At 38.9% G+C, this 14917-nt stretch carries 14 protein-coding genes; 11 read left to right on the top strand and 3 right to left on the bottom strand.

Going from position 1 to position 14917, the window contains the following annotated elements; translation table 11 throughout:
• The first annotated feature begins 113 nt into the window (after positions 1 to 113).
• The 5 genes from ychF (at position 114) to mscL (ending at position 6862) form a co-directional block, all read left to right on the top strand.
• Positions 114 to 1208, top strand: coding sequence for a redox-regulated ATPase YchF (gene ychF / locus NE848_RS12620; protein WP_252114122.1), 1095 nt, complete (start codon positions 114 to 116; stop codon positions 1206 to 1208).
• A gap of 203 nt (positions 1209 to 1411) precedes the next feature.
• Positions 1412 to 3277 (top strand): DNA topoisomerase IV subunit B, encoded by a 1866-nt coding sequence (locus NE848_RS12615; protein WP_252114120.1) that lies wholly within the window; start codon positions 1412 to 1414, stop codon positions 3275 to 3277.
• Positions 3274 to 3765 carry a hypothetical protein gene (locus NE848_RS12610; protein WP_252114119.1) on the top strand — a complete coding sequence of 164 codons (492 nt, stop codon included), beginning with the start codon at positions 3274 to 3276 and terminating at the stop codon, positions 3763 to 3765. The genes NE848_RS12615 and NE848_RS12610 overlap by 4 nt, the downstream gene beginning before the upstream one ends.
• Positions 3765 to 6416, top strand: coding sequence for a DNA gyrase/topoisomerase IV subunit A (locus NE848_RS12605; protein WP_252114117.1), 2652 nt, complete (start codon positions 3765 to 3767; stop codon positions 6414 to 6416). The genes NE848_RS12610 and NE848_RS12605 overlap by 1 nt, the downstream gene beginning before the upstream one ends.
• Positions 6416 to 6862: a large conductance mechanosensitive channel protein MscL gene (gene mscL / locus NE848_RS12600; protein WP_252114115.1), complete on the top strand. Its 447-nt coding sequence runs from the start codon at positions 6416 to 6418 to the stop codon at positions 6860 to 6862. The genes NE848_RS12605 and mscL overlap by 1 nt, the downstream gene beginning before the upstream one ends.
• On the opposite strand, the gene NE848_RS12595 is transcribed toward mscL, so the two are convergent.
• Positions 6859 to 7236 (bottom strand): DNA topoisomerase IV, encoded by a 378-nt coding sequence (locus tag NE848_RS12595; protein WP_252114114.1) that lies wholly within the window; start codon positions 7234 to 7236, stop codon positions 6859 to 6861. The two genes, mscL and NE848_RS12595, sit on opposite strands and share 4 nt — an antisense overlap.
• 31 nt (positions 7237 to 7267) lie before the next feature.
• Entirely contained in the window at positions 7268 to 7684 is a 417-nt protein-coding gene (locus tag NE848_RS12590; RefSeq protein WP_252114112.1) for a helix-turn-helix domain-containing protein, read from the bottom strand.
• Between the two features lie 280 nt (positions 7685 to 7964).
• On the opposite strand from NE848_RS12590, the gene NE848_RS12585 reads away from it, so the two are divergent.
• From NE848_RS12585 to NE848_RS12560, 6 genes are all read left to right on the top strand, one after another.
• The gene (locus tag NE848_RS12585; protein WP_252114110.1) at positions 7965 to 9131 is read left to right on the top strand and encodes a M14 family zinc carboxypeptidase; all 1167 of its coding nucleotides are present in this window, start codon (positions 7965 to 7967) and stop codon (positions 9129 to 9131) included.
• 72 nt (positions 9132 to 9203) lie between these two features.
• A complete protein-coding gene (locus tag NE848_RS12580) occupies positions 9204 to 9683 on the top strand; it encodes an Lrp/AsnC family transcriptional regulator (protein WP_252114108.1) in 480 nt (159 codons plus the stop codon).
• Between the two features lie 96 nt (positions 9684 to 9779).
• Positions 9780 to 12362 (top strand): phosphoenolpyruvate carboxylase, encoded by a 2583-nt coding sequence (locus tag NE848_RS12575; protein ID WP_252114106.1) that lies wholly within the window; start codon positions 9780 to 9782, stop codon positions 12360 to 12362.
• Positions 12363 to 12367: 5 nt separating this feature from the next.
• Complete coding sequence (locus NE848_RS12570; RefSeq protein ID WP_252114104.1) at positions 12368 to 12886, top strand: DinB family protein; 519 nt, start codon at positions 12368 to 12370, stop codon at positions 12884 to 12886.
• Positions 12886 to 13890: a YihY/virulence factor BrkB family protein gene (locus NE848_RS12565; protein ID WP_252114102.1), complete on the top strand. Its 1005-nt coding sequence runs from the start codon at positions 12886 to 12888 to the stop codon at positions 13888 to 13890. Before NE848_RS12570 ends, NE848_RS12565 begins: the two co-directional genes overlap by 1 nt.
• A gap of 102 nt (positions 13891 to 13992) precedes the next feature.
• Entirely contained in the window at positions 13993 to 14541 is a 549-nt protein-coding gene (locus tag NE848_RS12560) for a type 1 glutamine amidotransferase domain-containing protein (RefSeq protein WP_252114100.1), read from the top strand.
• A 50-nt stretch (positions 14542 to 14591) separates the two neighbouring features.
• Here NE848_RS12560 and NE848_RS12555 read toward each other — a convergent pair whose 3' ends face one another.
• Positions 14592 to 14900, bottom strand: coding sequence for a hypothetical protein (locus NE848_RS12555; RefSeq protein ID WP_252114098.1), 309 nt, complete (start codon positions 14898 to 14900; stop codon positions 14592 to 14594).
• Positions 14901 to 14917 lie beyond the last annotated feature (17 nt).

Genomic DNA, 14917 nt, shown 5'->3' with positions numbered 1-14917 from the left:
AGTAAAAATCCTTGAAAAATAAATTGGTGAAGCTTGATTGATGGATCTTCTAAATTCTCGATTCTAATACTTATCTTTGCAGCCGCAAAAAACAAGCATCTAAATTTGAGTTTATGAAAGCCGGAATTGTAGGACTTCCCAATGTTGGAAAATCAACACTTTTTAATTGTCTAAGTAATGCGAAGGCGCAGAGTGCAAACTTTCCGTTTTGTACCATAGAACCTAACATCGGGGTTGTGAACGTTCCAGACCCAAGGCTTAGTAAATTAGGTGAACTTGTAAAGCCTGAAAGGGTAATTCCGGCCACTGTAGAGATCGTTGATATTGCCGGACTTGTAAAAGGGGCCAGCAAGGGAGAAGGGCTGGGAAATCAGTTTCTTGGGAACATCCGGGAAACCGATGCTATTCTTCATGTTTTAAGATGCTTCGATAACGACAATATCGTGCATGTTGATGGTTCTATCAATCCTTTAAGGGATAAAGAAACCATCGATATGGAACTTCAGCTCAAAGATCTTGAAACTGTTGAGAAAAAACTCGATAAGGTAAAGCGTGCTGCCAAGACCGGAAATAAAGATGCTCAAAAAGAAGAAGCAGCCTTATTGAAAGTCAAGAAAGGTCTTGAAGAAGGAAAATCGGTTCGGGCTATAGATCTGACCGATGAAGAAAGAAAGGAATTCATTAAACCTTTGCAGTTCATTACCGATAAGCCAGTGATGTATGTGTGTAATGTGAATGAAGATGCAGCTGTTGATGGAAATGAGCATGTAGAAAAGGTTAGAGATGCTGTAAAAGACGAGAATGCTGAGGTTTTAGTGCTCGCGGTTGGTACTGAAGCAGATATCACCGAACTGGAAGATTACGAAGAACGCCAGATGTTTCTTCAGGATATTGGACTCGATGAGCCTGGTTCTGCAAAGCTGATTCGTGGTGCATATAAATTACTTGACCTGCAAACTTACTTCACGGCAGGAGAAAAAGAAGTTCGTGCATGGACCGTTAAAGTGGGAGCTTCAGCTCCACAGGCCGCCGGTGTGATACATACCGATTTTGAAAAAGGCTTTATTCGCGCTGAGGTGATTGGGTACGATGATTACGTAAATTACGGGAGTGAAGCGAAGGTGAAAGAAGCCGGTAAGATGAGAGTGGAAGGAAAGGATTATATCGTAAAGGATGGCGATGTAATGCACTTCCGTTTTAATGTCTGATAGAAGTTAGGTATAAAATATAAGGCTATAAAAAACACCAGGTAGTTGATTTTAAATAGTTCTGGAGAAATCTAACATCTAATTTCTCACCTCTCAAATCTAATTAACATTTCTTCCTAAATCTTTGTTAATTAATTTAGGCTGGATTTATTTCAGTTTTTTAGGTATTGCCTTATATTAGGGGCATAACTCCATGACTATTTATGAGCGAGAATACTACTAAATATACCGAAGACAATATTCGGTCATTAGACTGGAAGGAACATATTCGTATGCGTCCCGGGATGTACATTGGGAAACTGGGAGATGGTTCGAGTCAGGATGACGGGATTTATATTCTTTTAAAAGAGGTTTTAGATAATAGTATTGACGAATTCGTGATGGGAGCAGGGAAGACCATCGAGATCTCCGTGCAGAACCAGCGCGTTATTGTTCGTGATTATGGTAGGGGTATTCCATTGGGTAAGGTAGTGGATGTAGTATCCAAAATGAATACCGGTGGGAAATATGACACCCGTGCCTTCAAAAAATCTGTTGGACTTAACGGGGTTGGTACCAAGGCAGTTAACGCGCTTTCCTCATATTTCAGAGTAGAATCTTCCCGTGATGGAAAAAGTCATGCCGCCGAATTCGAGCAGGGAAACCTTACCGATGAAGAACATCTTGATGAAACTTCACGTCGAAGAGGTACCAAGATCACTTTTATTCCAGATGAGGTAATCTTCAAGAACTATAAGTTCCGCAATGAGTACATTGAAAAAATGCTCAAGAACTATGTATATCTCAATCCGGGATTGACCATAGTTTTTAACGGAGAAAAATTTTATTCTGAAAATGGTCTTAAAGACCTTCTTCAGGATAGCATCAGTAATGAGGATATGTTATATCCCATCATTCATATGCGTGGGGATGACATTGAAGTCGCCATTACCCATAGTAAATCGCAGTATAGCGAAGAGTATCATTCTTTTGTAAATGGTCAGAACACCTCTCAGGGAGGGACTCACCTTTCGGCCTTTCGGGAAGCAGTTGTGAAAACTGTGCGTGAGTTCTACGGAAAGAATTATGAAGCTAGTGATATAAGAAAGTCTATAGTGTCTGCCATAAGTATAAAAGTGATGGAGCCGGTCTTTGAGAGTCAGACCAAGACCAAACTGGGTTCAACCGATATGGGTGGCGATCTGCCAACAGTAAGAACTTACATCAATGATTTCGTAAAAAGGAATCTGGATAATTACCTGCATAAAAACCCTGAAACAGCTGAAAAGCTTCAGAAAAAGATATTACAGGCTGAACGTGAAAGAAAGGATCTTTCAGGAATTAGAAAACTTGCAAGAGATCGTGCGAAAAAAGCAAGCCTGCACAATAAGAAATTAAGGGACTGCAGGGTTCATCTTGGTGATAGCAAACATGAACGTTGCCTTGAAACCACGCTTTTTATTACCGAGGGTGATTCTGCAAGTGGTTCTATTACAAAAAGCAGGGATGTGGTCACCCAGGCGGTTTTCAGTCTTAAGGGGAAGCCTTTGAACAGTTACGGACTTTCCAAAAAGATTGTCTATGAGAATGAAGAATTCAACCTGCTGCAGGCAGCTTTAAATATTGAAGAATCCCTGGAGGATCTTAGGTATCATAATATTGTGATCGCTACCGATGCCGATGTGGATGGAATGCATATCAGGTTGCTGCTTATAACTTTCTTCCTTCAGTTCTTCCCGGAACTGATCAAGGAAAATCATCTTTATATTCTGCAAACCCCTTTATTCAGGGTGCGAAATAAAAAGGAAACTATCTATTGCTATAGTGAAATGGAGCGTAAGCAGGCGATCGCCAAGCTTTCCGGTAAAGTTGAGATTACGCGATTTAAAGGTCTTGGTGAGATTTCGCCAGATGAATTCAAGCATTTTATAGGAGAGGATATTCGCCTTGACCCTGTAATGCTGGACAAGGATAAATCTATAGAAGAAATGCTGAGTTTCTATATGGGTAAGAATACACCAGACAGGCAGGAATTCATCATAGATAACCTGAAAGTTGAACTTGATCTTGTAGAAGAACTTGGGATATGAGATTCACCAACCGCACAGAGATCAAGATAGTACCTTCAATATATATCGTTTTAATAGCGGTATTTATCACTAATGTTTTTGTGAATATTGAAATAATGGCGTCAGATTCCGAACAGGAGATCGGGTTTAGTCATTTTGTTCCGAACATAGTGACATTGCTTCTTGGCTTCTATGTGCACAGGATTGGTCAGTCTTTTGATTTTGATAGCGACGGTGAGACACTGAACTTTAAGAATAATGGTGTTTTTTTCTCCAAATTCATGGAATACAGGGTGAAAAAAGCCGAATTCCCCAAGCGTAAACTGGGTAAGTTTCGTTTTGTGGATTATGGGATCTATTCAGCGCTTACCATTTATATCAAATCAAGAAGAAAAAAAGGATATAGAAAATATACTTTCAATACTACATTTTTAACCCGAAAAAAGAAAAAGGGAATGGTTGCCTCGCTGCAAAAAGTGCTGGAAACCACGCCTAAAGTTACTGCCTAATGGAAGAAAACCTAGAAGGAGCTCAGGAAGAGCAGTTTGAAGAAAATAAAGAAGAACTTATAAGGGTAACCGGAATGTACAAGGACTGGTTCCTGGATTATGCATCATATGTGATCCTTGAACGGGCGGTACCCGCAATAGAAGATGGCTTCAAACCCGTGCAGCGCCGTATCATGCACTCCATGAAAGACCTGGATGATGGTCGTTACAACAAAGTAGCGAATATAGTTGGTCATACCATGCAATATCACCCTCACGGTGATGCCAGTATTGGGGATGCTATGGTGCAGATAGGCCAGAAAGACCTGCTTATTGACACGCAAGGGAACTGGGGGAATATCCTTACCGGTGACCGTGCGGCTGCTCCGCGTTATATTGAGGCTCGCCTTTCCAAATTTGCCCTGGAAGTACTCTATAGTCCGAAATTAACGGAATGGCAATTATCTTACGATGGTAGAAAACAGGAACCTGTGAATCTACCTGTTAAGTTCCCTTTGTTACTTGCTCAGGGAGCAGAAGGTATTGCTGTTGGTTTAAGTACCAGGATACTTCCGCATAATTTCAATGAAATAATTGAGGCCTCCATCAATCATTTAAGAGGGAAAAAGTTCAAACTTTTTCCAGATTTTCCAACCGGGGGTATCGCTGATATCAGCAATTATAATGACGGTAAACGTGGGGGGCGTGTTCGAATCAGGGCTAAGATTAGCCAGCTCGATAAGAATACCCTGGCAATTACAGAGATTCCTTATGGCACCAATACTTCCAGTCTTATCGACTCGATCTTAAAGGCAAATGACAAGGGAAAAATAAAGATCAAAAGGATCGAAGATAATACGGCTGCCGAGGTTGAGATACTTATCCATCTGCCAAATAATATTTCGCCAGATAAAACTATTGATGCCCTGTATGCTTTCACGCAGTGTGAAAATTCACTGGCACCTCTGGGTTGTGTGATCATTGATCATAAACCAATATTCCTGGGAGTTTCAGAAATTCTTAGAAGATCTACAGATCATACGCTTCATCTGCTTAAGAGCGAACTGGAGATCAAACTCGATGAGCTGGAAGAACAATGGCATTTCGCCTCTCTGGAAAGAATTTTTATTGAGAACCGTATTTATCGGGATATTGAAGAAGAAGAGACCTGGGAAGGTGTTATCCAGGCCATTGATAAAGGTCTGAAACCTCACACCAAGCATCTTAAGCGAGAAGTAACCGAAGAGGATATCGTGAGACTTACCGAGATCCGAATTAAAAGGATTTCAAAATTTGACATCGATAAGGCTCAGCAAAAGATAGATGCCCTTGAGGGAGATATCGCTCAGGTGAAACATCATCTGGATAATATCGTGGATTTCGCGGTAGATTATTTCAAAAAGCTAAAAAAGGATTATGGTGAAGGCAGGGAGCGCAAGACTGAACTTCGACTATTTGAGGATATTGAAGCTACTAAGGTGGTCATAAGGAACACCAAGCTTTATGTCAACAGGTCTGAAGGTTTTGTGGGTACGTCCCTGAAAAAAGATGAATATGTCACCGATTGTTCCGATATAGACGATGTGATATGTTTCACCGCTGACGGTAAAATGATGGTGACAAAAGTTGACACCAAGACCTTTATAGGAAAGGATATCATTCACGTTGCCATATTCAAGAAAAAAGATAAACGAACCATCTATAATATGGTTTATCGTGACGGGAAAGGTGGTAAGACTTATGTAAAACGTTTTGCGGTAACTTCGGTGACCAGAGACAGGGAGTATGATCTTACACAGGAAAAGAAGGACTCGAAAGTACTTTATTTTTCTGCCAACCCAAATGGAGAGGCCGAAGTTGTCACAGTTTTGCTAAGACAGGTGGGAAGTATAAGAAAACTGAAATTCGATCTTGATTTTGCCGATGTCCTTATCAAAGGAAGAAATGTAAAAGGCAATATTGTCACCAAATATTCAGTGAAACGCATAGAGCTAAAAGAAGAAGGGGTTTCAACTTTAAAGCCCAGAAGGATCTGGTTTGATGAAACCGTGAAGAGGCTGAATGTTGACGAAAGAGGAGAGTTGCTTGGGGAATTTAAGGGGGAGGATAGATTGCTTATCATTACCCAGGATGGAATAGTGAAAACCATCAAGCCTGAGCTGACTACCCGTTTTGATGAAGAAATTGTGGTTCTGGAAAAATGGGTGAAGGATAAGCCAATTTCGGCGATTTACTGGGAACCAGAAAAAGAGCGTTACTATGTAAAGCGTTTCCTTATTGAAAATCCCGATAAGGAAGAGAAATTCATAAGTGATCATGAAGATTCGTTCCTGGAGATAGTTTCAACGGATTATTATCCTAGAGCTGAAATTGTTTATACTAAACCTAAGGGTAAAGAACGCCGCGAGAACGAAGAGATAAATCTTGAAGAATTTATTTCGGTTAAAGGTATTAAAGCTCTTGGAAATCAATTAACTACAGAGAAGGTCAATCAGATAAATCTTCTTGAGCCCATGCCCTATGAGGAGCAGGAAGATAATGAGGAAGAAACTGAAAAAGAAAAAACTTCAGTAGAAGATGAAATCAGTGGAGAAGATATAAAAGCTGGTAAGATTAGTGTGCCTGAGAACAAATCGGGCTCTGAAGGACAGGGATCTTTATTTGATGATTAATGGGCTTATTTAAGGAATTTAAGGAGTTTGCTGTAAAAGGCAACATGGTAGATATGGCGGTAGGGATCATTATCGGAACCGCCTTTAACAGTGTGATTGATGTTCTGGTTAAGCAGGTGATCATGCCTCCATTAAGCCTGATGACAGATGGCATCAATTATGCTGATCGAAAGCTGGTACTGCGAGAGGCAGCAGGCACTGAAGGTACTGCCGATTTTGTCAAGGAAGTTTCTATTGGTTATGGATTAATGATAGAAACGCTTATTGACTTTCTCGTAATTGGTTTTGTAGTGTTTATAGTAGTGAAATTCATGAATCGCTTCAGGAACAAGGCTCAGGATCCTAAAAATGAGAAGGTGGTTACGCCAAAAGACATAGAACTTCTTTCTAATCTAAATGATTTGATGGAGGAACAGAACAAACTACTTCGAGAAAGGCAGAACTAATCTCCGGAGACTTTTATCACTTTTCCCCTGGCTTTCTTAGCCTGGCCTACCTGCCCATATTCAAAGGTATATCCATCCTTATTCGTGGTAAGTATTTTCATGTGAATGGCTTTCTCTTCAGACATCCCATCGGGATGAAGATTTTTCAGAATGTATTCACAGTCATTTATCCATCTTACTGAGGAAGTATCGGTCTTTCCCTGAAATTTTTCGATCTCAATGCTGTCGTTTCTAATAAAAGTAGAGGTGACCAGCTCCCCATTTAAATAGGTTTCAAATTTAAAGGTCCCGGTGCGGAAATCTTCACATTTTCGTTCAGCATTAAAACAGGATGCTAAAAGTAACAGGCTAATTAATCCCAGTAATTTTCTCATACCGCAAAATAATCTAATTTATCTGGGATAATCAATTTTCAAATGCATCAAAACTGCCATCCGAATAAAATATTACTATCCTTTGAATTTTTTTACCTGAAGTACCCAAAGGCAGGGAAGAACTCTCATTAGATGGATTTATATTCGGGATGGGTTCTGAAGTTTTTTCCGTTCTCGGTTTATCGATAAATATGTCTTCGGTTTTTTCAGAAGTTTCCTCAACCGCTGGAAACTTTCCTTTTCCATTTAGCAACCAGTAGAGTTCAACCTCAGGAAAATTCTTTACAATTTTCATAACAAAATCGAGACTTGGCTTATTTCTTCCGGAAAGAATATGGGAGATAGAAGAGCGCCCCACTTCGATTTTATCTGCGAATGAAGCGGCAGATAAATCATAATAATCGAGGATTTTATTGAGCCGGGCAGCGAATTTTTCAGTGTTTACCATTGTAACACAAATTAAGAAGTTTACTGATTTACAAATGTAAATAATATTTTCAAATCAAACCTGTTACATTTGTAAACTATCACAAATATATCAAATAAACACTTTAAATAAATATACTTAAACAACTAAAAAACAAATATAAACATGTAAAAATATATCGCATAGGAATTTTTCCTATTAAAGTTGATTACATAGGCATCAGCTTGTTTACAACTGTATACATAAATTATGTGTCCCGGTGTTTACATTTGTAAAATTTACAATGTTTAGTTTTGTAAACATGAAAAATGAAGCGCTTAAAGATCTGTTTGGAGATAGCTGGTATTCCAGGATAAAGTTCGATGGAATTACTGGTAGGTATCTTACTATTTCGGATATCGAATTAGTAAATGAGAGTTTTGAAAAATATTTTGAAATAACAGAAATTGGAAGATCTGTTCAGGAGAGACCTGTCTATATGTATAAACTTGGATCGGGTAAAATAAAAGTTCTGGCCTGGTCTCAAATGCACGGAAATGAATCTACAACCACCAAAGCTGTAGTGGATCTGTTAAATGCTTTTAAAGAAGATGTCTCCAATGAAGTGTTCTCCTTAATATTAAAAAGCTGCAGTCTGTATATAATTCCCATGCTCAATCCAGATGGAGCTCAGGAATATACACGAGTAAATGCTAATTTGGTAGATCTTAACAGGGATCTTCAAAATTTAAGTCAGCCAGAAAGTAGGATTCTTAAGATGCAATATGATTTGATCGGTCCAGACTTCTGTTTAAACCTTCATGACCAGAGAACTATTTTTAGCGCCGGTAATAAACCTAAGCCGGCTACCCTTTCCTTTTTAACTCCTTCAAAGGATAAAGAAAGGAGTATAGATGGGTTTCGTAAAAAAAGCATGGGTCTGATTGCTGGAATTGCTGAAGACCTGAAAGCTCAATTACCTGAACAGATAGGGAGGTATGACGATGCCTTCAATATAAATTGTGCGGGCGATACATTTCAAAATCTTTCTACACCAACCTTACTGTTTGAGGCAGGGCACTTTCCTGATGATTATGAGCGAGAAGCGGTGAGGAAATATGTTTTCAGGGCCCTGCTGTCCTGTTTGTATCAGATCGCATCGAGAAACGATCCCGGGTCGAATTATGAGGATTATTTTAAAATTCCTGAAAATCAAAAGCTATTCAATGATATTATTATAAGGAATGTGGAGGTGGATAGTGAGTTAAAGGATGTAAGTATTCAGTTTAAAGAAATATTACTTGATGCTAAAATCGAATTCCAGCCGGTTATTGAAAAGATCGCTAAAAATATAGAGAAGTTTGGGCATCGAGAGGTAGACGGGGGAAGAAGAAAACTCAGACTTTTAGGTGAGGAAAAAGTTGTCGAAAACGTTATAGTTAATAAAATTTTCTTAAATACTGCAGAATTGCAGGTTAAATATGGATAATTATCAAATAAATTGTCAATAATTCAATGATTTTGTCTTAATTTTGAACTTCATTAAAAAAGAAGTTTAAAGATGGCCAAGTTCAAATTAGACGAAACCGACCACCAGATTCTTGATATGCTTATCGAGAATACAAGGACTCCATTTACCGATATCGCTAAAAAACTGCTAATTTCAGCAGGTACTGTTCATGTTAGGGTGAAGAAAATGGAGGAAGCAGGGATTATCATAGGATCCTCACTGACCCTGGATTATAAAAAGCTTGGGTACGCATTTATTGCATATGTAGGTATATTCTTAAAAAGTACTTCCCAAACTAAATTTGTTCTTGAAAGAATAAATGAGATTCCATATGTAACTGTAGCTCATGTTACTACCGGGAAATTTAATGTCTTCTGTAAAATTAGAGCGAGAAATACCCAGCATGCGAAGGAAGTTATTTTCCAGTTAGATGATATTGAAGGTATTTATCGTACCGAAACTATGATTTCTTTAGAAGAAAGTATTAATGATAAAAAACGGCTGATGCATTCTATTTTTAAAGACATGTAAAACAGTCCTAAACTTTTATTAAAGGCCCTTTAGACTGTTTTGTTTAAAGGGTTTTTTTATAATTTTAAATGAATCTGAATACCCTAAAATTTAATTATGCACAGAGAACCAAGATTAGATAGATTTAATGACAATGTACTCGCGAAGTATCAGGTATACAACAGTATTTTCCTGACCCTGCCTTATGACGAGATTAGAAGAACCGGTGCTCTATTACCGCTATTTCAGGAAATTTGTGAAACAGGTTTTAAGGAGAATAAGAATCCTTCTGAAATAGTAGAACGTTTTTTTGATAAATATGGCGAAGAGCCTTCCGAAGAGGATAAGATAGATCTGTTATTTCGCTTTATCCAATATATAGAAAGACAGGTAGTTCTTTTTGACGCTATTGAAGATGCTTCTTTTCCCATCGTAAATAATATGGATGGCCGCGGAACTCTTAGAAGTGTAAAAGAAGAGGCGGAAGCCAAGCAAAAAATTAGTGAACTAAAGGAGTATTTAAGACGGTTTAAAGTGCGTCCTACTTTAACCGCACACCCTACTCAGTTCTATCCAGGCAGCGTACTGGGGATAATTACCGATCTTGATAAAGCGATTCAGAAGAACGATCTCACCAAGATCAAGCAATTGCTTGCCCAACTAGGGAAAACCCCTTTCTTTAAAAAAGAGAAGCCTACTCCATACGATGAGGCGGTAAACCTGATCTGGTATTTTGAGAATGTTTTTTATCAAAGCGCCAGTAAAATTCATAATTATCTTCAGCAAAATATCTTTGATGGGGAAGATATAGGAAATCAGGTTATTAATCTTGGGTTTTGGCCTGGTGGTGACCGTGACGGGAATCCTTTTGTGACAACCGAAATAACCCTGCGTGTGGCGAAACGCTTGAGAAGAACCATATTTCTAAATTACTACAGGGACATTAGAAAATTGAAGAGAAGACTCACCTTTAGAGGGGTAAATGAGTTGATGGGCGAACTGGAAAAAGGCCTGTATGATTCAGCAATTTCTAAAACCGGAGAAGTTAAACTTCCGCTTGAAGATTTTAAGTCTAAACTTCATGATATCAAAGATATACTCGTTAGAGATCATCAATCATTATTCTTGGATGAAGTTGATGATATGCTGAATAAGGTAAACCTTTTTGGTTACCATTTCGCTACTCTCGATATACGTCAGGATTCCGGGATTCACCAGGATGTCTTAAAAGAAGTGGTTGAAGTGACTTCCAAAGGAGATAAACTGCTTCCCGCAGATTTTGGAGATCTGGACAATGATAAACAAATTGAGCTGCTTAGTAATGTGCAGGGTAAACTGGATCCTGAAGACTTTGAGGAAGGTATGGGAAAAGCCACTATTTCTTCTATCTATGCCATGCAGGAGATACAGGAGAAGAGTGGAGAACCTGGAGCCAACCGCTATATAATAAGTAACTGTGGAAGTGTTCAGGGAGTTCTTCAGCCATTCGCGTTTTTAAGAATGTGCGGCTGGGAGAAGCCAAGTGTTGATGTGATCCCTCTATTTGAAACAGTTCCAGACCTTCAGGATGCTCACAATGTGATGGAAAAACTTTATACGAATCCTGTATATAAGGAGCATCTCGAGCGAAGAGGTAACAAGCAGACCATTATGCTAGGATTTAGTGATGGAACCAAAGACGGTGGTTACTTAATGGCAAATTGGAGTATTTATAAGGCAAAGGAAGCTCTGACTAAAATTTCGAGAGAGTATGGAATCAAAGTTGTCTTTTTTGATGGTAGAGGAGGACCACCTGCAAGAGGAGGTGGAAAAACTCACCAGTTCTATGCTTCTTTAGGACCTACCATAGAAAATGAGGAGATCCAGGTTACCGTTCAGGGACAAACGATTAGTTCTAATTTTGGAACCAAGGATTCATGTACCTATAACCTTGAGCAGCTATTAAGCTCAGGAGTTTCGAATGAGATCTTTAGTGATGGTAAGAATATTCTGAGCGATGAGGACAGGAAAACAATGACTGAGCTGGCTGAGATCAGTTATAACACTTATATGGATTTCAAAAAGCATCCGAGATTCATTCCTTACCTGGAAAAAATGAGCACGCTTAAGTATTATGCCAAGACCAATATTGGTAGCCGGCCATCTAAGCGTAATAAATCTGCTGAATTAAATCTTTCTGATCTTAGAGCGATACCATTTGTAGGAAGCTGGAGTCAGTTAAAGCAGAACGTTCCAGGATTCTTTGGAGTTGGGACCGCAATGGAAGAACTCGAGAAGAGAGGAGAATTTGACAGGGTAAGACAGCTTTATGAAAACTCTGAATTCTTCAGGACCCTTCTTGAGAATAGTATGATGAGTCTTACTAAATCTTTCTTCCCTTTAACTGCCTATATGAAGAATGACCCTGATTTTGGTGAGTTCTGGCAGTTAATCCATGAAGAGTTTGAAAGATCTAATAAGATGTTATTGAAGGTGACGGGGTACAATTATCTAATGCAGAATCAGCCGGCAATGAGAGCATCCATCCAGGCAAGGGAACGTATCGTTCTTCCTTTGCTTACCATACAACAGCATGCACTTAGAAAGGTTCAGGAATTAAGCAAGAATTCCGAGAATGCCGGTGAGAAACTTGAAACCTATGAGAAAATGGTTACCCGTTCGCTTTACGGAAATATTAATGCAAGTAGAAATTCAGCTTAATTAATATGAAAAAGTCAGAGCTAAAGAAAGATGAGATCGGCGAATTTTACTGGAATTATATAAACCTGATTCCTGACGATGCTGAGCTAATTGGAACCTTAAAGAAGAATACTGAAGATATGGTTCAGTTTTTTAGGTCCATTCCCGCTGAGAAATGGCGATACAGCTATGCGGCGGGGAAATGGAGTGTTCTGGAAATGGTTCAGCATCTTATAGATACCGATCGCATATTTCAATACAGGGCTCTTTCTTTTGCCAGACAGGAAAGTAAATCCCTGCCGGGTTTCGACCATGATTCCTACGTACTTCATTCTGGCGCTGAAAAGCGTGAAGCAGATAACTTGATTGAGGAGTTTAAACAGGTAAGAGAATCTGGCATTTATTTATTCAGAAGTTTTACCGATGAAATGCTGGCACAAAAAGGGATCATGAATGAAATGACTGCAACGGCCCGCGCCATTGGATTTGTAATGGCCGGGCATGCGTTGCATCATAAAGATATCATTCGTAAAAGATATCTTTAATGTGGAATTCCATTAAAATATTTTTTAAACTTTTAAAGAAATCCTACATAAGCTGGAACAAAAATGAGCCATATGCACGAAGTGCCACTATTGCTTATTATGCGCTTTTCTCTCTTCCATCACTTCTAATAATTGTTGTAAGTATAGCTGGCTATTTTTTTGGCCGCGAAGCTGTGCGTGGTAGGTTAATGGGAGAAATATCCGGTTTCATTGGCCAGGAGACGGCTGATGCGATCGAAAACATGATTGAGAATGCCGCACTTTCCCAGGAATCTACCTGGGCTGTTGTTTTTGGACTGGCTATCCTGGTCTTTGGTGCCACAGGAGTTTTCTTTCAGCTTAAGATAGCGATGAACAATATTTGGAACGTTGCAGCTAAAAGGACCAATTTCCTGAGACTGGTGCTGGATCGGGTAATATCCCTCGGTATGGTCCTGGTATTAGGTCTTCTTCTTTTGATCGCGCTGGTAGTATCTGCTGTGCTAAGACTAATAGCTGATAAGATAGAGCAGTTTTTACCTAATATAACTGAAGTTGTGGTGTTTATCGCGAATTACGCTCTTTCATTTTTCTTTATTACCACCCTCTTCGCGATGATTTTCAAATTGCTTCCTGATATAAAGATCAGGCTTAGAACCACCTATATGGGGGCTGCGCTAACCACGATACTTTTCCTGATAGGGGAGTTCGTGATAAGTTTCTATTTCGGAAAAAGTGAGCCTGCTTCTGTTTACGGAGGAGCATCTTCAGTAGTCCTGATACTTTTATGGGTATATTATACCTGTTTGATTCTTTTCTTTGGCGCAGAATTTACCGTTCAGTATGCTTTGCTTAAAAAAGAGAAGGTCGAGCCAAATCGTTTTGGAGAGCCGGCGATCTACCAGGAAATGAAAAAACTTGAGCAAAGACGCGTTGAACTGAAGGAAGAGAAACATATTATAGACAGGCTCAAATCCCATCTCGACATTGAAGAGAAGTCAGATAAAGACAAATCTTCAACTTAATAAAGGTTTAACTTAATTCATTCTATTTTTAGTAGGGCCTTAATAGAAATTGCCTTCAATGCTTGCTATATTTAAATGAACTCAAAAAAATAAAACTTTATTATGGAAAAGAGAATTGCAATTTTGGCCACTCATGGTTTCGAAGAAAGCGAACTTTCTTCTCCTAAACAAGCAATGGAGAAAGAAGGTTTTAAAGTTGATATTGTGAGCCTTGAAAAAGGAAAGATTAAATCCTGGGATAAAAATGACTGGGGAAAGGAATATGATGTAGATTATTCACTGGATGAAGTTTCGGCTAAAGATTATAATGCACTTGTCCTTCCGGGAGGTGTAATAAATCCGGATAAGCTAAGAAGGGAAGAGTCTGTACTCATATTTGTAAGAGACTTCTTTAAACAAAGTAAGCCTGTAGCTGCAATTTGTCATGCACCCTGGACTTTAATTAGTGCGGAGGTTGTTAAAGGTAGAACTATGACTTCTTTTAATTCAATAAGAAAAGATGTTGAGAATGCCGGAGCTCTATGGGTAGATGAAGAAGTGATTGTAGATGAAGCTCTTGTAACAAGTAGAAATCCTGATGATCTTCCTGCTTTTAATGCAAAAGTGATAGAGGAAATAAAAGAGGGTAAGCATGATTTACAACACGCTTAATCTCACTGAAAGAATTGAAAAAGAAAGGAACGCAATTCGCGTTCCTTTTTTTATTTATCGAGGTCCTCATCATCTGAGTCTTCGTCTCCTTTTTCGGGAATTTCAACAATCGGATCATTGAATTCTGAATCATCGTAGTCATCCTCATCAAAATTCGCCATGGTGTTTTCCAGTCGGGTACTAACCTTTACAAGATACACGGTATCATCTGTACGCACTTCTACGGCATCTACGGTCTCATTTTTGGCATTTTTAAATGAAATAATCTGGTCATCATCATAGCCATCTGGATATTTTTCAACCAACAGGCCAAGAATTTCGGGAGTGAGTTTTTTGTAATCTACGATTATCCTTTTCATAGTTTGAATGCTTTATG

The organism is Gramella jeungdoensis, from assembly GCF_023805255.1.
In the GTDB taxonomy this organism is placed as follows: domain Bacteria; phylum Bacteroidota; class Bacteroidia; order Flavobacteriales; family Flavobacteriaceae; genus Christiangramia; species Christiangramia jeungdoensis.
The sequence above is the reverse complement of the archived record's forward strand: the minus strand, read 5'-3'. Positions and strand labels throughout refer to the sequence as shown.